The 20342-nt window shown below is 67.2% G+C and carries 19 protein-coding genes; 16 read left to right on the plus strand and 3 right to left on the minus strand.

Translation table 11 applies throughout. The features are described 5' to 3' along the window. Nucleotides 1–23 precede the first annotated feature (23 nt). The 13 genes from QQA13_RS03310 to QQA13_RS03370 all read left to right on the plus strand — a co-directional run bounded on the left by QQA13_RS03310 (nt 24) and on the right by QQA13_RS03370 (nt 15378). A complete protein-coding gene (locus QQA13_RS03310; protein WP_108472714.1) occupies nt 24–1277 on the plus strand; it encodes an ABC transporter permease in 1254 nt (417 codons plus the stop codon). 159 nt (nt 1278–1436) lie between these two features. Then, nucleotides 1437–2744, plus strand: coding sequence for an ABC transporter permease (locus tag QQA13_RS03315; protein WP_108472715.1), 1308 nt, complete (start codon nt 1437–1439; stop codon nt 2742–2744). Between the two features lie 86 nt (nt 2745–2830). After that, on the plus strand, nt 2831–4066 hold the full coding sequence (locus QQA13_RS03320) for an ABC transporter permease (RefSeq protein WP_108472716.1): 1236 nt from the start codon (nt 2831–2833) through the stop codon (nt 4064–4066). 88 nt (nt 4067–4154) lie between these two features. Next, the gene (locus QQA13_RS03325; RefSeq protein WP_108472717.1) at nt 4155–5477 is read left to right on the plus strand and encodes an ABC transporter permease; all 1323 of its coding nucleotides are present in this window, start codon (nt 4155–4157) and stop codon (nt 5475–5477) included. A 66-nt stretch (nt 5478–5543) separates the two neighbouring features. Next, nucleotides 5544–6758, plus strand: coding sequence for an ABC transporter permease (locus QQA13_RS03330; RefSeq protein WP_108472808.1), 1215 nt, complete (start codon nt 5544–5546; stop codon nt 6756–6758). A 124-nt stretch (nt 6759–6882) separates the two neighbouring features. After that, on the plus strand, nt 6883–8184 hold the full coding sequence (locus tag QQA13_RS03335) for an ABC transporter permease (RefSeq protein ID WP_108472718.1): 1302 nt from the start codon (nt 6883–6885) through the stop codon (nt 8182–8184). Nucleotides 8185–8193: 9 nt separating this feature from the next. Continuing rightward, nucleotides 8194–9402 (plus strand): ABC transporter permease, encoded by a 1209-nt coding sequence (locus QQA13_RS03340; protein ID WP_108472719.1) that lies wholly within the window; start codon nt 8194–8196, stop codon nt 9400–9402. 85 nt (nt 9403–9487) lie between these two features. Next, complete coding sequence (locus tag QQA13_RS03345; protein ID WP_108472720.1) at nt 9488–10834, plus strand: sigma-54-dependent transcriptional regulator; 1347 nt, start codon at nt 9488–9490, stop codon at nt 10832–10834. Nucleotides 10835–10912: 78 nt separating this feature from the next. Further along, a complete protein-coding gene (locus tag QQA13_RS03350; protein ID WP_199909872.1) occupies nt 10913–11239 on the plus strand; it encodes a hypothetical protein in 327 nt (108 codons plus the stop codon). 31 nt (nt 11240–11270) lie between these two features. Then, nucleotides 11271–12650, plus strand: coding sequence for a sensor histidine kinase (locus QQA13_RS03355; protein WP_108472721.1), 1380 nt, complete (start codon nt 11271–11273; stop codon nt 12648–12650). A gap of 49 nt (nt 12651–12699) precedes the next feature. After that, on the plus strand, nt 12700–13644 hold the full coding sequence (locus QQA13_RS03360; RefSeq protein WP_108472722.1) for an SPFH domain-containing protein: 945 nt from the start codon (nt 12700–12702) through the stop codon (nt 13642–13644). Between the two features lie 10 nt (nt 13645–13654). Continuing rightward, entirely contained in the window at nt 13655–14101 is a 447-nt protein-coding gene (locus QQA13_RS03365) for an NfeD family protein (protein WP_108472723.1), read from the plus strand. Continuing rightward, nucleotides 14098–15378, plus strand: coding sequence for a threonine/serine ThrE exporter family protein (locus QQA13_RS03370; protein WP_108472724.1), 1281 nt, complete (start codon nt 14098–14100; stop codon nt 15376–15378). The genes QQA13_RS03365 and QQA13_RS03370 overlap by 4 nt, the downstream gene beginning before the upstream one ends. A gap of 273 nt (nt 15379–15651) precedes the next feature. On the opposite strand, the gene QQA13_RS03375 is transcribed toward QQA13_RS03370, so the two are convergent. The 3 genes from QQA13_RS03375 to QQA13_RS03385 form a co-directional block, all read right to left on the minus strand. After that, the gene (locus QQA13_RS03375; RefSeq protein ID WP_108472725.1) at nt 15652–15975 is read right to left on the minus strand and encodes an H-NS family nucleoid-associated regulatory protein; all 324 of its coding nucleotides are present in this window, start codon (nt 15973–15975) and stop codon (nt 15652–15654) included. A gap of 267 nt (nt 15976–16242) precedes the next feature. Continuing rightward, entirely contained in the window at nt 16243–17940 is a 1698-nt protein-coding gene (locus tag QQA13_RS03380; protein WP_108472726.1) for a proline--tRNA ligase, read from the minus strand. Between the two features lie 93 nt (nt 17941–18033). Further along, complete coding sequence (locus QQA13_RS03385; RefSeq protein WP_234411381.1) at nt 18034–18450, minus strand: DUF4124 domain-containing protein; 417 nt, start codon at nt 18448–18450, stop codon at nt 18034–18036. 111 nt (nt 18451–18561) lie between these two features. Between QQA13_RS03385 and QQA13_RS03390 the strand changes: the two genes are divergently transcribed. From QQA13_RS03390 to rimI, 3 genes are read left to right on the plus strand one after another with little or no spacing between them, the layout of a single operon-like run. Further along, a complete protein-coding gene (locus QQA13_RS03390) occupies nt 18562–19344 on the plus strand; it encodes a CDP-alcohol phosphatidyltransferase family protein (protein WP_108472728.1) in 783 nt (260 codons plus the stop codon). Further along, nucleotides 19341–19820 (plus strand): hypothetical protein, encoded by a 480-nt coding sequence (locus tag QQA13_RS03395; RefSeq protein WP_108472811.1) that lies wholly within the window; start codon nt 19341–19343, stop codon nt 19818–19820. The genes QQA13_RS03390 and QQA13_RS03395 overlap by 4 nt, the downstream gene beginning before the upstream one ends. Nucleotides 19821–19825: 5 nt before the next feature. Continuing rightward, a complete protein-coding gene (rimI, locus tag QQA13_RS03400) occupies nt 19826–20308 on the plus strand; it encodes a ribosomal protein S18-alanine N-acetyltransferase (protein ID WP_108472810.1) in 483 nt (160 codons plus the stop codon). The last annotated feature ends 34 nt before the right edge of the window (nt 20309–20342 follow it).

The following is a 20342-nucleotide window of genomic DNA, read 5'->3' on the forward strand; positions in this document are numbered from 1 at the left end:
AGGGTAGTAAAAGGAAAATCATCATGACCCTGCATCCCATTCTTGCGGCATTGCGCAAACACAAGGCCGGCGTCGTGCTCATTTCGCTGCAGATCGCGCTGACTCTGGCGATCGTCTGCAATGCGGTGTTCATCATCGGCCAGCGTGTCGAACGGGTGAACCGGCCCACCGGCCTCGACGAGAACGATCTGTTCCTGGTCTCCCAGCAATGGGTGGGTGCGCCGAGCGGGGATGATCCGGCCGGCGTGGAAAAACTCGACGTGATGCAGCGGGAGGACCTGGCGGCGCTGCGCAACCTGCCCGACGTGGCCTCGGTGGCGCCGAGCAATTCGATACCGCTGCTCAATTCCTCGTGGACGGGTGCGTTGTCGCTCAAGCCCGATCAGAAATTTGAAAAAGGCATCACGCGTACGGCGTACTACTTCACCGACGAGCATGCCCTGGCCACGCTGGGGCTGCGCCTGGTTTCCGGCCGCGCCTTCACTGCCGCTGACGTGCAGCATCAGGGTGCCCGCGACCAGCGCAATCGTCCGATCGTGATCGTGACCCAGGCGCTGGCCGACAAGCTGTTCCCGCAAGGCGGTGCGGTAGGCAAGGTGGTCTATACCGACGGCAGCAGTGCACCGAGCACCGTCATCGGTGTGGTTGCGCGCCTGCAGACACCCAGCACCGGCAGCTTCGGCAACGATTTCGCCTGGAACTCGACCCTGGTGCCGGCCCGGCTGGATGCGAACTTTGCGCGCTATGTGGTGCGGGCCAAACCGGGCCGGCGCGATGCGGCGATGCACGCCGTGCCCGCGGCGCTGTATGCAGTGAACCCGATGCGCGTGCTCGACGACGACAGCGTCAAGTCATTCACCGATATCCGCGCCAGCGCCTACCGCGCCGACGTCGGCATGGCGATCCTGATGGGCGTGGTCTGCCTGATCCTGCTCTGCGTCACCGCCGCCGGCATCGTCGGCCTGACCAGTTTCTGGGTCGGCCAGCGGCATCGGCAGATCGGCGTGCGCCGCGCGCTGGGCGCGCGCAAGGTCGACATCCTGCACTACTTCCAGATCGAGAACCTGCTGATCGCCGGCACCGGCGTGGTAATTGGCGTGCTGCTGGCGGTGGGCCTGAACATGTGGCTGATGAGCCATTACGAGATGACCCGCATCCCGCTGTCGTACGTGCTGGCCGGCGTGCTGGCGATGCTGGCGATCGGCCAGGCCGCGGTGTTCGTGCCGGCCAGGCGTGCGTCCAACGTGCCGCCGGTGGAGGCGACGCGGGCGGCGTGATGACTTTCGCTCCCTCCCCTGCGCTCGCAGGGGAGGGCTGGGGAGGGTAAGGCTTTTGACCTTGAAGCCAAAAGCACCCCCTCCCGACCTCCCCCTGCGACCGAAGGAAGTCCCTTGGGGCTTGCAGGGGGAGGGGTCAAGAACAATGGAGCACATGGAATGTTCGGCTACTACTTCGACCTCGCCCTGCACAGCCTCAGGCGCAACAAGGCGCTCACCGCGCTGATGGTGCTGGCGATAGCGCTGGGCATCGGCGCCAGCATGACCACGCTCACCGTGCTGCACGTGCTGTCGGGCGATCCGCTGCCGGGGCGCAGCGGCACGCTGTACTACCCGCAGGTCGATCCGCGCGACAACAGCGGCATCATGCCGGGCCAGGAGCCGCCGCAGCAGCTCACGGAGATCGACGGTTTCAACCTGCTGCATGCGGGGCGGGCGGATCGGCAGGCGCTGATGACGGGCGGCGCGGTGCCGATCCAGCCGGACTCCGCCGCGATCGATCCGTTCTACGTGGAGGCGCGCTACACCACGGCGGATTTCTTCGCGATGTTCGGGGCGCCGTTCCGCTACGGTCGCGGCTGGAGCGCGGCCGACGACGAGGCGAAGGCGCGCGATGTGGTGATCAGCAGCGAGTTGAACGAGCGCCTGTTCGGCGGCAGCAACAGCGTGGGCCGCACCTTGCTCGTGGCTGGCAGCCTGTTGCGCATCGTGGGCGTGCTCGACGACTGGACGCCCAGCCCGCACTTCTACGACCTCAATACCGGCTCCTACGGTTATGCCGAGCAAGTGTTCATGCCGCTGCAGACCGCGCTGGACCTGCACGTGGACCACAACGGTTCCACCGACTGCTGGGGCAACGGCACCGGCGGCGTGGGAACCATCTATCCCGCGTCGAGCTGCGTCTGGATGCAGTTCTGGGTGCAGCTGGACACGCCGGCCAAGGCCGCCGACTACAAGGAGTTCCTGGTCCATTACTCCGAGCAGCAGAAGGCACTCGGGCGTTTCGTGAAGGCACCGAACGTGCGCCTGCGCAACCTGATGCAGTGGCTGGCCTATCAACAAGTGGTACCCGACGACGTGCGCCTGCAGGCCGGGCTGGCCTTCGGCTTCCTGCTGGTCTGCCTGGTGAACACGGTGGGCCTGATGCTGGCGAAGTTCCTGCGTCGCACCGGCGAGCTGAGCGTGCGGCGCGCGCTGGGCGCCTCGCGGCGTGCGCTGTTCGCGCAGCTGTTGATCGAGTCGGGGGTGGTGGGGCTGGTGGGCGGCGTGGGCGGCCTGCTGCTGGCGCTGTTCGGCCTGTGGGTGGTGCGGCACCGGCCTTCCGACTATGCCGCGCTGGCGCACCTCGATCCCGCCATGCTGCTGACCACCTTCCTGCTGGCGCTGGGCGCAAGCCTGCTGGCCGGCCTGCTGCCGGCCTGGCGCGCCTGCCAGGTGGCACCCGCGCTCCAGCTGAAAAGTAATTAGTGCGCTTTCCCTGCGCGTGGAAGCGGCCATCCATGGCCGCACTACTCAAGAAAAGCCGCTCCGATCAGGGGCATGGGACAAGACTCATGGAACTGCGACCGATACTTTCCACGCTGCGACGGCACAAGATCACCGCGTGGCTGCTGATCCTGGAGATCGCGCTGACCTGCGCGATCGTGTGCAACGCGGTGTTCATGATCGGCCACCGGCTGCAGCACATGCACATGTCCAGCGGCATCGACGAGCATGCGCTGGTGCAGATCCAGCTGGCCCAGATCGCACCCACGCCGGACATCTTCGCCCGGGCGAGGGAAGATCTTGCCGTGTTGCGACAGGTGCCGGGCGTGCAGGCGGCGGCGCTGACCAACCAGTTGCCGATGCAGGGTTCCTCGTCGAACGCCAGCCTCAAGCTGGATCCGGCGCAGCGCGAGCCCACGCTCAGCGCCGGCACCTACTTCGGCGAGGACATTCCGCAGACCATGGGCGCGCGGCTGGTGGCCGGGCGCAACCTGCAGCCGGACGAGATCGTCAATGCGGATGTGGTGGTCAAGGCACTGGCCAGCGGCAACACCAAGGCCCTGCCTGCTGCGGTCACGGTGATCACCCAGGCGCTGGCCGACCGCCTGTGGCCGGGGCAGAACCCGCTGGGCAAGACGATCTACCTCACCGACCAGGTGAGCGTGCGGGTGGTCGGCGTGCTGGCCGACCTGGCGCGTGCCAACGCCTACAACGACGCCACCGCGCATTACTCGGTCGTCCTGCCGCTGTTCATGGGCGCGGGCAAGAACCAGAGCTATGTCATCCGCACCCGGCCGCAGGATCGCGAGACGGTGCTCAAGGCCGCCGTGGCCGCGCTGAAGAAGGCCGACCCGCAACGGGTGGTGACCCAGCAGCGCACCTACGACGAACTGCGCGGGAAGTTCTTCGCCAACGACCGCGCGATGGCCGGCATCCTGGTCGGCGTGATCGTGGCGCTGCTGGTGGTTACCGCGCTGGGCATCGTCGGTCTGGCCAGCTTCTGGGTGGCGCAGCGCCGCCGCACCATCGGCGTGCGCCGTGCGTTGGGCGCCACCCGCGGCGACATCCTGCGCTACTTCCTGACCGAGAACTTCCTGCTCGCCGGCTTCGGCATCGTGTTGGGCATGCTGCTGGCCTACGGCATCAACCTGTTCCTGATGCTGCATTACGAATTGCCAAGGCTCCCGGCCATCTATTTCCCGGTGGGCGCCATCGTGTTGTGGCTGATCGGGCAAGTGGCGGTGCTGGGGCCGGCGCTGCGCGCCGCGGCGGTGCCACCGGTGGTGGCGACGCGGTCGGTGTGACGCTTTTTATTTCCTCCACTGTGACTGAAGGGAATCCCTCTTCGGGGCAAACAGGGGGAGGGGACATGACCAGAGATGGAGTGATGCAATGTTCGGCTACTACCTCGACCTCGCGCTGCGCAGCCTGAAGCGCAACAAGGTACTGACCGTGCTGATGGTGATCGCGATTGCCGTCGGCATCGGCGCCAGCATGACCACGCTGACGGTGATGCACCTGCTGTCCGGTGACCCGGTGCCGACCCGCAGCGGCACGCTGTTCTATCCGCAGGTCGACCCGGATCCCAGTCCGGCCGCCAACCATCAGCCCTACGACATGATGGATTACCGCTCCGCACTGGATCTGTGGAGCGCGCACCGCGCCGACCGCCAGGCAATGGTGACCAGCAGCCAGCTGCGGCTGACCGCGCCGCAGGTGAACCTGCCGCCGCTGATGGCGCAGATGCTGTCGACCACCAGCGATTTCTTCCCGATGTTCGATGTGCCGTTCCGCTATGGCGGCGGGTGGACGGCACAGGACGACCAGAGCCGGGCACGGGTCGCGGTGATCTCGTCGGATCTCAACAACAAGTTGTTCAACGGTGCCGACAGTGTGGGTCGCACGCTGCGGCTGAAAGATTCGGATGTGCGCATCATCGGTGTGTTGGCACCGTGGCGGCCGTCGCCGCAGTTCTACGACGTGGCAGGCGGACGCTTCTCCAACGGCAATACGGCGGGTTTCTACAGCCGGCCTGAGGATGTCTTTATGCCGTTCCAGAGTTCGCTGGAAATCAATGCCGGCGGCTTCCAGCCGTTCACCTGCTGGAGCTTGCCAGGCGATCCGGTGCACCTGCAGAACTCGCCCTGTGTGTGGGTGGCGTTGTGGGTGCAGCTGGACAGCGCGGCCAAGGTCGCTGGCTACCGGCGGTTCGTGGCCGATTACGCGACCCAGCAAAAGGCGTTGGGGCGATTCGTGCATGCCGACAACACGCAGTTGCGCAGCTTGATGGCGTGGCTCGACTTCAACCAGGTGGTGCCCAGCGATGTACGCCTGCAGACGTGGCTGGCATTTGCCTTCCTGCTGATCTGCCTGTTCAACACGGTGGGCCTGTTGCTGGCGAAGTTCCTGCGCCGCGCGGGCGAGATCGGCGTGCGCCGCGCACTGGGAGCGAGCCGGGCAGCGGTATTTGCGCAATGCCTGGTCGAAGCCGGCCTGATCGGTCTGCTCGGCGGCGCAGGTGGCCTGCTGCTGACCTTGTTCGGCCTGTGGCTGGTCCGCCGCCAGCCGGTCGAGTATGCCGATCTGGTGCATCTGGATGCGGCGATGTTCCTGGCCACGTTCGCTCTCGCCCTCGCCGCCAGCCTGCTGGCCGGCGTGTTGCCGGCGCTACGTGCCAGCCGCATGGCGCCCAGCCTGCAACTGAAGACGCTTTAGTGCGCCATCCCTGCGCGTGAAAGCGGCCATCCACGGCCGCACTCCTCGAAAAGAGCAATGAAAACCATGCAGATCCAGCCCATCCTTGCCGCCCTCCGTCGCCATCGGCTGGCAAGCATCCTGATCGCACTGGAAATCGCGCTGGCCTGCGCGGTGCTGTGCAATGCCTGCTTCCTGATCGTCAACCGCGTGCAGCAGACGCGGGTGATCAGCGGCGTCGACGAGAGTGCCCTGGCTGCCATCAAGCTGACCGGCTATGACCCGGCGAGGGGCATCGACCTCAATGCACGCGTGCTCAGCGGCCTTGCCAAGCTTCCCGGCGTGCAGTCGGTGAGCGCGATCAACCAGGTGCCATTCGGCGACCACGCCGGCACCGCCGGCATCACCACCGATCCGGAGGGCAAACGCTTCGGTGGCGTGGTGGATTTTTATGTCGGTGGCCCGGGCAGCTTCAAGGCGCTCGGCGTGCAGCTGGTCGCTGGTCGCGTGCCGCAGCCCGGCGATTACCAGCCGGTCGATTTCTTCGTGCCGGATGACTCCGCCGTATGGGTGACCCGCGCGCTGGCCGAGCACCTGTGGCCGGGCGTCGACCCGCTGGGCAAGGAATTCTGGACCGGGAAATTCCACTTCCGGGTGGCCGGCGTGCTGGCACACCTGGCGCGTCCCTACGGTGGCGAGGGCGGCCCGAGCACGATCGAATGGTCGGTATACGTGCCGGCGCAGCCGGGTGTACAGCTTGCAGCCGTCTACCTGCTGCGCGCCGATCCCGTCCAATTGCCGCGGGTGCTGCGCGACGCGCGGGCCGCGATGGCCACCATCGCCCCCGACGCGGTGCTCGACAGCAAGGCAAGCCAGACCATCGGCAGCCTGCGCGAGAACTATTTCCGGCAGGACCGCGTCATGGCCGGCATCCTTGTCGGCGTGATCGCCGCCCTGCTGCTGGTCACCGCGCTCGGCATCGTCGGCCTGGCCAGCTTCTGGGTGCAGCAGCGCCGCCGCCAGATTGGGGTGCGCCGCGCGCTGGGCGCCACCCGCGGCGACATCCTGCGCTACTTCCAGACCGAGAACTTCCTGATCGTCACGGGCGGCATCGCGCTGGGCATGCTGCTCGCCTTCGCGCTGAACCTGGTGCTGATGCAGCACTACGAGTTGCCGCGATTGCCGCTGTATTACCTGCCGATCGGCGCGCTGCTGCTGTGGGGGTTGGGGCAGCTGGCGGTGCTCGGTCCGGCGCTGCGCGCCGCGGCGGTACCGCCGGTGGTGGCGACGCGGTCGGTGTGACGCTTTTTACTCCCTCTCCTGCTTTGCAGGGGAGGGTTGGGGAGGGGTGCTTTTGCCTGTGGGAAAGAGCACCCCCTCCCTCCCCTTGTGAGCAGGGGGAGGAGATGGTCCATGGAGTGATGACATGTTTGCCTACTACCTCGACCTGGCGCTGCGCAGCCTGAAGCGCAACAAGGTGCTCACCGCGCTGATGGTGCTGGCGATCGGGCTGGGCATCGGCGCCAGCATGACCACGCTGACCGTGATGCACCTGCTGTCGGGCGACCCATTGCCGGAGCGCAGCGGCAGGCTGTTCCATCCGCAGGTGGATCCGAAGCCCGCGGATCCACACGAGCTGCCCGGGCAGATGACGTACATCGACGCGATGAACCTGTGGCATTCCGGTCGTGCCGATCGCCAGGCCATCCTGGTGGGCTCGAACGTGAAGGTGAAAGCGGCGCAGGCCGGCGCGAAGCCGATGGGGCTGCATACCCTGGCGACGACGGCAGATTTCTTCCCGATGTTTGGCGTGTCGTTCATCCATGGCGGTCCGTGGACGGCGGCCGATGACACCGGCAAGGCCCGGGTCGCCGTGCTTTCGCGCAGTGCCTACGAGCGGCTTTTCCACGGCCGCGACGGCGTCGGTCAGCCGATCCGCATAGGGCAGTGGGATTTCCGCGTCGTCGGGGTGATCGAGGACTGGCGGCCCGCGCCGCATTTCTACGACCTGGATCGCGATGCCTATGGCCAGGGCGACGACGTGTTCATCCCGTTCCTGACCTCGCGCGATCTGGCCGAGCTCGGCATCACCGGCTACAGCCTGGATTGCTATGGCACGACCACCGACGACCTCCATCTGGAAAACCAGCCCTGCCTGTGGCTGAAGTTCTGGGTCGAGCTGGACAGCCCGGCCAGGGTCCATGCGTATCGCCGGTTCCTGGACAACTATTCGCGCGAGCAGCAGGCGCAGGGTCGCTTCATTTATGCCGGGGCGCCACGCACGGCCTTGCCCGACGTGATGCAGTGGCTGGACCAGAACGGGGTGGTGCCGGCGGACGTCCGCCTCAAGGCGTGGATCGCGTTCGGCTTCCTGCTGGTTTGCCTGATGAACACGACGGGATTGCTGCTGGCCAAGTTCCTGCAGCGCGGCGCCGAGATCAGCGTGCGCCGCGCGCTCGGCGCGTCGCGCCGGCAGGTGTTTTTCCAGTGCCTGGTGGAGGCGGCCATCGTAGGCGCTGCCGGCGGCGTGCTCGGCCTGCTGCTGGCCTGGGCGGGCCTGTGGGGCATTCGCCAGACGCCGGCGGACTACGCCGACCTGGCGCGTCTCGACGTGTCGATGTTCGCGATGACCTTCGCGCTGTCGATCGCGGCCAGCCTGCTCGCCGGTTTGTTGCCGGCCTGGCGTGCCTGCCATATCGCTCCCGCCCTCCAGCTCAAGACCCTCTGAGGCATACACATGCAGCTACGCCATGTCCTTGCCGCATTGCCCCGACACAAGCTGGTCTGCCTGCTGGTGGCGGTCGAGATCGCGGTGGCCTTCGCGATCCTGTGCAACGCGATCTTCATCATCCGCGGACGCGTGCAGCAGATGCAGATCACCACCGGCATTGCCGAGGACGGCTTGATCTACATCCACAACGACGGCGTCGGCGATGACGCCAATGCGCCGCTGGTCGCCCGCAACCTGGCGGCGCTGCGCGGCCTGGGCGGCGTGCAGTCCGCGGTGGCGATGTTCCCGTTGCCGCTGGAGAACATGTCGATCAATTTCCGGCCGTGGCTGACCCCGGACATGAAGCTGCGCGGCCCGGCTGTCGGCATGTTCGTCGGCACACCGGGTTACCTGGACACGCTGGGGTTGAAGATCGTGCAGGGCCGCGATTTCAACGACGCGGAATACGACGGCATGGTTCAGACCTGGAAGACGCTGTCGCCAGCGGCGATCGTCACCCGCGACCTTGCCGACAAGCTGTGGCCCGGACAGAACCCGATCGGCAAGACATTCTGGCGCAGCCCGAGCCGCGGCTACACCGTGGTCGGCGTGGTCGAGCGGCTGGTGCGCGGCTACCTGCGCAAGGACTTCGTGCCGGAATACTCGGCGATGTTCCCGGTCAGGCCGGTGTCTTTCGTGTCGTCGCTCTACGTGATGCGGGTGGCGCCGTCCGATCGCGACCGGCTGCTGCGCGAGTCCTCGGACCTGCTGCTGAAACTCAACCCGGACATGCTGATCGACGCCAGCGGCAGCTATGCCGACATGCGTGCGGATTATTTCCGCCAGGACGCGTCGCTGGTGTGGCTGCTGGCCCTGGTCTGCGTGGCAATGCTGCTGGTGACCGCACTGGGCATCGCCGGGCTGGCCAATTTCTGGGTGCAGCAGCGTGGCCGCAGCATCGGCATACGGCGGGCCATCGGTGCCACCCGTGGCGACATCCTGCGCTACTTCCAGGCCGAGAATTTCCTGATCGTCGGTTTCGGCATCGCGCTGGGCGTGCTGCTGGCCTTCGTGCTCAACCTGCTGCTGATGACGCACTACGAACTGCCGCGCCTGCCGCTGTCCTACCTGCCGGTCGGCGCGCTGGTGCTGTGGGGGCTGGGGCAACTGGCGGTGCTCGGCCCGGCGTTACGCGCGGCGGCGGTGCCGCCGGTGGTGGCGACGCGGTCGACATGAGCAGCAAGCCGGGTATACGCGTGACCATAGTCATGGCAACCTTTCGGACCGGAGCGGCATCCATAGCCGCATGTGCAGAAAAAAGATGCGAACCGTACTGATCATCGACGACAACCCGGCCGTGGGCGAGGCGCTTTCGCTGGCCTTGTCGCTGCACGAGATCCGCCCGCTCGCCGCGCTGACGCCCGACGAAGGCCTGCTCGCGCTGGAGCGCGAGGCGGTCGACGTGGTGATCCAGGACATGAACTTCACCGCCGACACCACCTCGGGCGAGGAGGGCGTGGCGCTGTTCCGCGCGATCCGCGAGCGCCATCCGGACCTGCCGGTGATCCTGCTGACCGCGTGGACGCACCTGGAGACCGCGGTGGAGCTGGTCAAGGCCGGCGCCGCCGATTACCTGGCCAAGCCGTGGGACGACAACAAGCTGCTGGCCACGGTGGAGAACCTGCTGGAGCTGTCCGAGTCGACCCGCGAGGTGGCGCGCAGCCGGCTTGAGCGCCGCCAGCGGCGTGAGCACCTGCGCAGCAAGTTCGACCTCGATGGCCTGGTGTTCGCCTCCGAGGCGATGGGGCGCACGCTCAACCTGGCCTGCCAGGTGGCCCGTTCCGACGTGCCGGTGCTGATCACCGGTCCCAACGGCACCGGCAAGGAGCGCATCGCGGCGATCGTGCATGCGAACTCAGCGGTGAAGCGCGGCCCGTTCGTGGCGGTGAACTGCGGCGCGCTGCCCGGCGAACTGATCGAGGCGGAGCTGTTCGGCGCCGAGGCCGGCGCGTACACCGGTGCCAACAAGGCGCGCGAAGGGCGTTTCGAGCTGGCCGACGGCGGCACGCTGTTCCTGGACGAGATCGGCAACCTGCCGCTGCCCGGCCAGATGAAGCTGCTGCGCGTGCTGGAGACCGGTCAGTTCGAGCGGCTCGGTTCCGGCAAGACGCGGCAGGCCAAGGTGCGCGTGTTGAGCGCGACCAACGCCGACCTCAAGGCAATGATCCAGGCCGGCACCTTCCGCGAGGACCTGTACTACCGGCTCAACGTGATCGAGGTGAACCTGCCGCCGCTGAGCGAGCGCAACGACGACATCCTGCCGCTGGCCGAATTTTTCCTGGACGGTCGCGCCGAGCTCGGCGACGCCGCGCGCGAGGCCATGCTGGCCTACCCGTGGCCGGGCAATGTGCGCGAGCTGAAGAACGCGATCGAGCGCGCATCGCTGCTGGCCGGGGGCCAGCCGATCACCCCCGAGCTGCTGAACCTGCCGCAGTACGTGGCGATGGCCCCGGCGGCACGAAATCTGGACGAGCCCAGCCGCGAGGCGGTGGAAAGCGCACTGCACAAGGCCGATGGCGTGGTCAGCCGCGCGGCACAGAGCCTGGGCCTCTCGCGCCAGGCGCTGTATCGGCGGATGGAGCGCTACGGCCTGGCAACCACGGCTTGAGTGATCTGTGACGACGATGCTTGCCCCGACCCCGAAGGCGTAGAAAGATGAGTGCATGCATCCAGCAGGGGAGGCGTCATGCGATATCGCCGGATCATGCTTGTTGCCGCCTGGCTGACCGCCGGCGTGGCCATGGCGCAGGTGCCGTCAGTCTCCCGCGAGGCGTGGGCATGGCAGCCGGTCGCCGCCGCTGCGGTCGAGTACCGACTCGGCTCGCCGATGGTGCTGGCGGACGCCGGGAGCAGCCCGTTCCGCTTCAGCGATGGCCGCGAGCGCGACCTGGTGAACAAGCCGCCGCCACGTCCGATGGACCGGGCTGCCGTGCTCGGCACCGAGCGTGGCTGGGTGGGCGGGCGACCACCGCTCGATTGCGCGATGACACCGATCGACGCCAGGTGCCACTGAGCCGGCTTTTTCCCGCCGGGGAGAACAGCCAATGTGGCGTCGCCTGAATTCGCTGCAGGGGCGCCTGACCTTTTTGCTGGCGGTGGCCGGCCTGGCCGGCGCGCTGGTCTATGCCGGCGTCACCCAGTGGCCGCTGCCGCAGTTGCTGCTGTGGCTGCACAAGGACCTGTCGCTGTCGATCCGCGCGCCGATGCAGCTGGGCATCTACGGCGGCCTGCTGGCCAGCGTGGTGGTGCTGCTGCCACTGTCGTTCTGGCTGGCCGGTCGGGTGATGGCGCCGGTGAGTCGGCTGCTGCGCGCGCTGGAAGGCGCGGTGGCCAGCTACCGCGACGGTGATTTCAGCTTCTCGATCGCGGTGAACCGGCGCGACGAGCTGGGTGAGCTGATCCGCATGCACAACGCGCTGGGCCAGACCCTGCGCGAGCAGCGCCAGCACCTGGTGCAGCGTGAGCTGCTGCTCGACACGGTGGTGCAGAACACCCCGGTGGCGCTGGTGCTGACCGATGCGATCGGCAAGGTGGCCTACGCCAACATCGCCTCGCGGCACCTGTTCAACGAAGGCCGCAGCCTGGTCGGGCTGGACTTCGCCGAACTGCTGGCCGAGGCGCCCGAGGCGCTGCGCAAGGCGGTGGAGAGCGGCGAGGATGCCCTGCTCAGCGTGGAGATGGACGGCAGCGAGGAAACCTTCCACCTGTCGCAGCGCGCGTTCCGGCTGCAGGGCCGGCCGCACCGACTGCACCTGTTCCGGCGCATGACGCGCGAGCTGTCGCGGCAGGAAGTGGCGACCTGGAAGCGGGTGATCCGGGTGATCAGCCACGAGCTCAACAACTCGCTGGCGCCGATCACCTCGCTGGCGCACTCCGGCGCGGAGCTGGCCCGCCGCGGCCAGCTCGAGCGGTTGCCCGGCGTGTTCGCCACCATCGGCGAGCGCGCGCTGCACCTGCACCGCTTCATCGCCGGCTACGCCAGCTTCGCCAAGCTGCCCACGCCACAGCCGGTGGACATCGCGTGGAAGCCGTTTCTGGATGGGCTGGCGTTGCATTGCCAGTACCGCCTGGCAACACCGGCGCCGCAACGACCGGGGCATTTCGATGCAGTGCAGGTCGAGCAGGTGCTGATCAACCTGATCAAGAACGCGCACGAGTCGGGTGGGCCGGCGGACGAGGTCACGCTGTCGATCCAGGATGTCGGCAACGAGTTGCGCATCGAGGTGGCCGACCGCGGCCCCGGCATGAGCGAGACGGTGCTGGCGCAGGCATTGCTGCCGTTCTATTCGACCAAGCGTTCCGGCACCGGCCTGGGCCTGGCGCTGGCACGCGAGATCACCGAGGCGCACGGCGGCCGTGTGCTGCTGGCCAACCGCGAGGGCGGCGGCCTGCGGGTGAGCCTGCGCCTGCCGCAGTCGCGCTAGCCGTCGGCTCGCCTATACTCAAGCCTTCTTCAAGGAATGGGGGTAGGCAATGGGACAGCTTCTCGCGTTGGTCATCGTGGCCGTCGTCGTCATCGGCGTGGCCAAGCTGGTGCGCATCGTGCCGCAGGGTTTCGAGTGGACGGTGGAGACATTCGGCAAGTACACCCGCACGCTCAGCCCCGGGCTGCATTTCCTGATCCCGATCTACCAGGCGGTCGGGCGCAAGATCAACATGATGGAACAGGTGCTGGATGTGCCCAGCCAGGACGTCATCACCAAGGACAATGCCGTCGTGCGCGTCGACGGCGTGGTGTTCTACCAGGTGCTCGACGCCTCCAAGGCCGCCTACGAGGTGTCCAACCTGGAGCAGGCGTCGCTGGCGCTGATCATGACCAATATCCGCACCGTGCTCGGCTCGATGGACCTGGACGAGTCGCTGAGCCAGCGTGATGCAATCAACGCGAAGCTGCTCAAGGTGGTGGACGAGGCGACCCACCCGTGGGGCGTCAAGGTCAACCGCATCGAGATCAAGGATATCGCGCCGCCGCGCGACCTGGTCGATGCGATGGCGCGGCAGATGAAGGCCGAGCGCGAGAAGCGCGCGAACATCCTCGATGCCGAGGGCTTCCGCCAGGCGGCGATCCTCAAGGCCGAGGGCGAGAAGCAGTCGGTGATCCTGGCCGCCGAGGGCGAGAAGGAAGCGGCGTTCCGTGCCGCCGAGGCGCGCGAGCGTTCGGCCGAGGCCGAGGCGAAGGCGACCACGATGGTGTCCGACGCGATTGCCAACGGCAATGTCAACGCGCTGAACTACTTCGTCGCCAACAACTACGTCGAGGCGCTGAAGGCGATGGCCGCCTCGCCGAACCAGAAGATGCTGCTGCTGCCGATCGAGGCCACCGGCGTGATCGGCGCACTGGCCGGCATCGGCGAGCTGGCGAAGGAATCGCTCGGCCAGCAGCAGAAGACCGCGGCGATCCAGCCGCCGCTGCGCTGAGGGCACGCCGATGTGGGAGCTATCGACGCATTATCTGTGGTGGATCCTGGCGCTGCTGCTGATCGCCGGCGAGTTGCTGCTGCCCGGTTACTTCCTGCTGTGGATCGGACTGGCTGCTGCCGCGATGGGCGTGGTGCTGTGGATCGATCCGACGCTGGGCCTGCTGGTGCAGGCGGTGCTGTTCGGCCTGCTCGCGTTTGCCGCGTGCGTGGGTTATGCCCGCTGGCTGCGGCCGCGGCTTGAACGCCGCGCGCCCGGTGGCGAGCGCCTGAACCGCCGCGCCGAGCAGTTGATCGGTCAGCGCTACCAGCTGATCGAGCCGATCGTCAACGGCCGTGGCAAGGCCCGCGTGGGCGACGGCCAGTGGCTGGTCAGCGGGCCGGACCTGCCGCTGGGCGCCACGGTGGAGGTGGTTGCGGTGGAAGGCACCACGCTGCAGGTGCGCGCTGCGGCATGAGCGCGGGCGACGCCATCAGTCCACAGCAGTTCGCCACCACCGCGCCGGCCACGCGCATTGCATTCGTGCTGGAACTGGCGCGGCGGCTGCACCAGTACGGCACCTCGGCGCCGCGGCTGGAAATGGCGATCGCCGGCGCGGCGCAGCGGCTGGGACTGTCCGCCGACGTCTGGTCCAGCCCCACCGCAATCATCATCTCGTTCGCCGATCTGGCCCAGGGTGAGGAAGGCGTGGCGCAGACCACTCAGGTGATGCGGCTGGCACCCGGCGAGGTGAACCTGGAGCGGCTGTGCCAGGCCGACGACATCGCCGACCGCGCGATCGCCGGCGAGCTGGGCTTGCGCGAGGGCTTCCGCCTGCTGCGCGAGCTGGGCCGGCCCGACACGCGGCGCGAGAAGATCGGCTCGATCGCCAGCTACGGGCTGTCCGCGGCCAGCATCGCGGCGCTGTTCCTGCACAGTTCCTGGGTGGACCTGGTGGTGGCCGGTGTGATCGGTGCGGGCATCGGCGGGATCACCCTGCTGGCCGGTAGCCGGCCGCGGCTGGCGGTGGCCAGTGATGCGATCTGCGCGCTGGTGGCGACCACGGTGGCGATCGTGGTGAGTGCACTGGTGGTGCCGCTGGCGATCAGGTCGGTGGTGCTGGCCAGCCTGATCATCCTGGTGCCGGGCATGTCGCTGACCAACGCGGTGCGCGAGATCTCCAGCGGGCACCTGGTGTCCGGCATGGCGCGCATGGGCGGCGCCATGTCGACCCTGCTCAAGCTCACCTTCGGCACCATCGCGGCGACCCAGCTGTGCGCCGCGGTGGGCATCACGGCACGTGACTTCGCGCTGCCGGCACTGCCGGCCTGGACTGATTACCCGGCGCTGCTGGTCGCGGCGATCGCGTTCGCCATCCTGTTCCGCGCCGCCCGGCGCGACTGGCCGGTGGTGATCGTGGCGGTGGTAGTGGGCTATCTGGCCACGCGCTGGGGCGGAGCGATCTCCGGCTCGCTGCCGGGCGCACCGGTGGGGGTGTTCCTGGGCGGGTTGCTGCTGGGCGCGCTGGCGAACGTCTACGCGCGCTTCGCGCACCGCCCGGGTGCGGTCATCCGCGAGCCGGGCATCCTGTTGCTGGTGCCGGGCAGCGTGGGCTTTCGCAGCGTGTCGTTTCTGCTCGAACGCGATACCACGCTGAGCGTGGATACCGGCCTGCTGCTGGTGACCCTGCTGGTGTCGCTGGTGGCGGGGCTGATGTTCGGCGACCTGCTGGTTTCGCCCCGGAGATCTCTTTAAATCAAAAGTGGCCGAAGACGCGGACGATGTCGTTTGCCCTGCACGTCAGGACAACGAGACTGCACGGCACGCTGGCCTCCTCCCCTGCAACGCAGGGGAGGATTGAGGAGGGGTTGCTCTTGGTTTGGACAAGATCAAAAGCTACCTCCCCCTGCCTTGCAGGAGGAGGAACCGGTATGTGCCGGCTCGCACCAAATGGATGCGGCATTGCCTCGAACCAACAAAAAACGCCGGCACAAAGCCGGCGTTTTCATTGCAGCAGTGGAGCGGCAGTCAGATCGCCAGATCCTTTTCCTTCTTGCCGGCCTTCAATGCGTCGTTGAACCAGTGCGGACGCTTGCCGCGGCCGGACCAGGTCTGCGCGGGATTGGCCGGGTTGCGGTATTTCGGCGCCACCGTGCCGGTGCTGCGCTTGGCCTTGCCGCGCGCGCTGCCGAAGATGTCTTCGAAGGTATAACCCTCGGCTTTGATCAGCGCATGCACTTTCTCGCGCAGCTTGACGACTTTTTCCTTGCGCAGTTCATTCTGGCGAACCTGCGCCTTGCTGATCAGGTCGTTGAGCTGGTTGTGATTGAGGTTCTTGATGTCGACGGCCATGATGGACTCCCGGGTAAGTATCGGCAATTAAATGGTCTGGCCATTATGAGGAACGAAGCCTGACGCATTGGAAGCTGGTGCAGTCGCGATTCTCGCTGATCTGCGGAATCCTTGTAAAGTGCGATGCAATCCGTGAAGGGGATTTCACATTAAGAATGATTAATAATGTGACCGGTTTTGAATTAGTCGCGCCCATTGATTTCCTCACGGAAAATGCAGAAACGGCCGCACTGGGCGGCCGTTTCGGTTAATGCGGATATGGCGGGCTCAGCCGAGCAAGGCAATCAATTCATCCTCGTTCAAAGAGCGGCTTTCGCTGTCCCCGCGGCCGCGATATTCCAGGGTGCCCGCGGCCAGCCCGCGCTCGCTGACCACCACGCGGTGCGGGATGCCGATCAGCTCCATGTCGGCGAACATGCTGCCGGCGCGCACGCCGCGATCGTCCAGCACCGCCTCGATGCCGCGCTGGCCCAGGGCCTGGTACAGCGACTCGGCGGCTGCGCTGACGGCGGGTGAGTTCTTCGGGTTGATCACGCACACCGCTACCCGCCATGGCGCCATCGCCTCCGGCCAGAGGATGCCGGCTTCGTCGTGGCGCTGCTCGATCGCGGCGGCGACGATGCGGCTGACGCCGATGCCGTAGCAGCCCATGGTCATCACCTGCGGCTTGCCGGTTTCGTCCACCACGGTGGCGCCGAGCGCCTCGGCGTACTTCGTGCCCAGCTGGAACACGTGGCCGACCTCGATGCCACGGGCGATATGCAGCACGCCCTTGCCATCGGGCGACAGGTCGCCCTCGATCACGTTGCGCAGGTCGGCGATGCGGGTCACGCGTGCGTCGCGCTCCCAGTTCGCCCCGGTGCAGTGCGTGCGGTCGGCATTGCCGCCGCAGACGAAGTCGGCAAGTACCGCGGCATCACGGTCGACGATCACCGGGATCGACGCCGGCAGCCCGACCGGGCCGATGAAGCCGGGGCGGGTGCCGGTGGCGGCGAGGATTTCTTCCTCGCTGGCAAGCACCGACTCGTCCGGCAGTTCGACGAGCTTGCCGGCCTTCACTTCATTGATCTGATGGTCGCCGCGCAGGCACAGCGCCACCAGGCCGTCGCGGCCGCGCACCAGCAGCGTCTTCACGCATTGCTGCGGGCTGACCTTGAGGAAGGCGGCAACGTCCTCGATGGTCTTCTGGGTGGGCGTATCGACCCGCACCAACGCGGCCGCGGGAGCAGGGCGCGCCGCACTCGGCGCCAGCGCCTCGGCCTTTTCGAGGTTCGCGGCGTAATCGGAGCCGTCGGAAAACGCTATGGCATCCTCGCCGGAATCGGCCAGCACCTGGAATTCGTGGCTGGCATTGCCGCCGATGGCGCCGGTATCGGCCTGCACCGCGCGGAAGGTCAACCCCAGGCGGGTGAAAATGCGCACATAAGCCTGGTACATCGCGGCGTAGGTCTCGGCCAGCGATTCCTGGGTCAGGTGAAACGAATAGGCATCCTTCATCAGGAATTCGCGTGCGCGCATCACGCCGAAACGCGGGCGGATCTCGTCGCGGAACTTGGTCTGGATCTGGTAGAAGTTGACCGGCAGCTGCTTGTAGCTTTTCAGCTCGTTGCGGGCAAAGTCGGTAACCACTTCCTCGTGGGTCGGGCCGTAGCAGAATTCCTGGCCCTTGCGATCCTTGATTTTCAGCAACTGGCCGCCGAATTTCTCCCAGCGGCCGGTTTCTTCCCACAGTTCCCGCGGCTGCACCGACGGCATCAGCATTTCGATCGCGCCAGCGCGGTCCATTTCCTCGCGCACGATGTTTTCCACCTTGCGCAGCACGCGCAGGCCCAGCGGGCTCCAGGTATACAGGCCGGAGGCGAGCTTGCGGATCATGCCGGCGCGCAGCATCAGCCGGTGGCTGGCGATTTCGGCGTCGGCGGGGACTTCCTTGACGGTGGCCAGGTGGAATTGGCTGAGGCGCATGCGGGTGGTTCCGGCGGATTGAAGACGCCTATTGTAGCGGCCTGCCGTCGCCGGCACCGGCCCGGCCGCCGCCGCGCCATGGCGTGAGGGCGATCAGTTCCTGCAGTACTGGTCGTATTGCGCCTGGGTCGAAACGGTCTTTTGCTTGCGCTCGTCGCCGCCCAGGGCCACGGATTTGCCATCCTGCTGCATCACCACCGGGCCGCCGCCCTGCAGCGCGGCGAGGTTGGCTTTCAGCGAGGCACACAGCTTGCTGCGGTTTTCCGGCGTGTCGGCCGCTGGCTTGGCGGGTTCGGCCGCGGATTCACTGCGGCTGGCCGTGGTGCTGGGGGCCGGGGCAGCCAGCGGCTCGGCCGTGCCGGTGGTGGTCACCTTCACGAACTTGGTGCCCTGTGCCGGTGGCGCTTCCGAGTAGTGCACGGTGCCGCTGGCATCCGTCCACTTGTAGACCTGGGCGGCGGCCAGTGGGGCCAGCAACAGCAGCGCCACGGCAATCAGCGAACGATGCATGGTGTTCTCCATTTTGCAGGGGAATGACGGTTCACCTTGTTATCACTCCGGCGGGCCGGACTCAAGCAGTCGATGGTTTACACTGCGCGCATCCTGTCACGGTCTTGATTCATGAGTGAGCCATTGCCCGCCCGCCCACCCCGTCACCGGGGTATTTACCTGCTGCCGAACCTGTTCACCACGGGAGCGATGTTCGCGGGTTTCTACGCGATCATCGCCAGCATCGGCGGCCGTTACACCGAGGCGGCGGTGGCGGTGTTCATTGCCGCGCTGCTGGACGGCATGGACGGGCGCGTGGCGCGGATGACCGGCACCCAGACCGAGTTCGGCGTGCAATACGACTCGTTGTCCGATCTGGTCAGCTTCGGCCTGGCACCGGCGCTGGTGATGTATACGTGGTCGCTGTCGGCACTGCGCGATTTCGGCCCGCTGTGGGGCAAGCTGGGCTGGGCCGCCGCGTTCATCTACGCCGCCTGCGCCGCGTTGCGGCTGGCACGCTTCAATACCCAGGTCGGCGTGGCCGACAAGCGCTATTTCCAGGGGCTGGCCAGCCCGGCGGCGGCGGCGGTGTGCATGTCGTTCGTGTGGAGCGTGGACAAGTTCGGCCTGGCCGGCAGCGATTTCTGTTTCGTCACGCCGGTGATCGCGATCGTGGTCGGCCTGCTGATGGTCAGCCGCTTCCGCTATTTCAGTTTCAAATCGTTGCCGACGGGCGATCGCCAGCGCGTGCCGTTCGTGTGGATGGTGGTCGCGGTGCTGCTGCTGGCCTTGCTGATCCTGGATACGCCGCGCGTGCTGTTCGTCGGCTTCACGCTCTATCTGTTGTCCGGCCCGGTGTGGACGATCTGGAGCCTGGCCACGCACCGGCGCCGGTCGCGGCGCAGCGCGGCATGAGCGCCCCGGCACGCCAGCATGCCGACGCCGGTCATCGCGCCCGCGTGTTGCGCGCGCTGGGCGTGACGCCGTGGCAACTACGGGTGGCGGCGCCGGAATACGCGGCTTCCGCCGCCCCTGACATGGCGGCGGGCGTGGCCTGCGTGGTGGTGTTGCCGCCGGGCTGCAGCGCGCGCGAGCTTGACCTGATCGGACGCGCCCTGAATGCGTGCGGCGCTGCACTGGCGCGTGCCGCGCGGGTCACGGCGAGCGACGGCCAGCTGGCCGCGGGCGTGCCCGAGGCGCAGGCCTACCTGGTGTTCGGCGAAGCGCAGGCGCATGCGCTGGGTCGCGCGCTGCCGGCGGCAGTGATGCACCAGGCGCAGATCGTGCTGGCCGACGAACCGGCGCTGGTGCTGGGCAGTGCCGGCGCCAAGCGTCGGCTGTGGAACGCGCTGCGCAGCGTGCGCCGCGCACTGGCCGCTGCGGCCGGCTGAGCGCCATGGTCGCGGTGATCAAGCCGGTGATCCAGGTGCGCGGCATGCGGGCCGAAGACCTGGATACGGTCAGCGCGCTGGAAAATGCCTCCTACGAATTCCCGTGGTCGGCGGGCATCTTCAGCGATTGCGTGAAGGCCGGGCACCCGTGCTGGGTGCTGTGCGTGGACGCGGTGGTCGCCGGCTACGGCATCCTGTCGACGGGGGCCGGCGAGGCGCACGTGCTGAATCTGTGCATCGGGCCGGACTGGCGCGGCCGCGGCCTGGGCCGCCACCTGCTGGGGCGCCTGCTGGACATCGCACGCTGGAACGGCGCCGAGCGGGTATTCCTCGAAGTGCGGCCGTCGAATCCGCTGGCGAAGGCGTTGTACGAGTCGGTGGGTTTTCGCGAGATCGGCCGCCGGCCGCGCTATTACCCGGCGCGCCATGGTCGCGAGGACGCGATCGTCATGGTGCTTGATATCGCCGCAGGCGATATCAAGAAATAGGCAAGAGCGTTCTTGCTTGATGTGTTGAGGGGCA

The sequence above is a fragment of the Rhodanobacter thiooxydans genome, assembly GCF_030291135.1.
In the GTDB taxonomy this organism is placed as follows: domain Bacteria; phylum Pseudomonadota; class Gammaproteobacteria; order Xanthomonadales; family Rhodanobacteraceae; genus Rhodanobacter; species Rhodanobacter thiooxydans_A.